The following is a 992-nucleotide window of genomic DNA, read 5'->3' as shown; positions in this document are numbered from 1 at the left end:
GGTGCGGAAGCAAGTCTATCCGGAGTGGAAGAAGACATCCCCCCCTCATAACTCTCCCCGCTTTCCTTCATTTTTTCATCTGAAGTAGCTGCTTCTGACAACGCCTGGGCCGGAGCAGCCTGGGTCTCATCCTCCTCTTTCCCGGCAGCCTCCCAAAACTGCTCCGCTTCCCCGGTTACGGTGAAACCAAAGGAACCGCTGTCCTCAATATGAATCTCAGGGTAAGCTATATTCTCATTCATCAGATTGATAAGTATAACGGATAGGCCCTGAAGGCAGGCATACGGATTCTCTTCGTCGTATTCACCCGGGATTTCGGCCGTGATGTAATACTTCAATTCATTGACTGATCCTCTCTTGAGAATCACCAAGTCCTCCAGTTCTGCTGCCAAATCCTCCGGCAGCCCTTCCAGCCCATAGCTAATTCCTTTCCCTCCGGTATCCTTCAGCGTTTCCAAAACCTCCGATATGCGAATCGGGATGGTGCCGCCATCGCCTGCTGCGAAGCTGAACATCGCAGGCGACAAGCCTACCGCCAAAATAACCGTCAGGATAAATGACAAAATTTTCTTATAGTTTTTCATTTTATTTCTTCCTCCCTTACTCCTGCGGCGGACGATTAGCCAACCGCTTATCCTACTCCGTTTTTCTCACCGCCAAAGCACCGGACATACTCCAACAGCTTCTCCCGTTCCGCCCCGTCGCTGTCACAGACAACTATGCTTCACATAGGTTTCTTTCTCTCCATATCGTCACTTTACTTAATTTTAAATATACTGACAACGATGATTGCTTACAACCAGTTGGCCGGAAATCACCTGTTTTTGGCCGGAACTTTTATTGTGGGAACGTCTTGTTTCCTATAAAATTATGGTTCTTTCCAAAATTAGTTGAAATTTAGTGTTTTTCCTATCTGTGTGCGGTATAGTTATAGTAGATTACTCAAACTTCGCAGGAGCAAAATGGCCTTCCGCCCGCTGGCAGAGCGGTGT

Annotated in this window: 1 protein-coding gene; it reads right to left on the bottom strand. The window is 47.8% G+C overall.

Annotated features, from left to right (window positions below; all coding sequences use genetic code 11):
• Window positions 1-584, bottom strand: a 584-nt coding sequence (locus tag DXA36_RS32600) for a hypothetical protein (protein WP_147366679.1), incomplete at its 3' end; no start/stop codon positions are given.
• Window positions 585-992: the final 408 nt, after the last annotated feature.

Source organism: Eisenbergiella sp. OF01-20 (assembly GCF_003478085.1).
In the GTDB taxonomy this organism is placed as follows: Bacteria; Bacillota; Clostridia; order Lachnospirales; family Lachnospiraceae; genus Eisenbergiella.
This window is presented reverse-complemented; position numbering and strand designations above follow the sequence as displayed.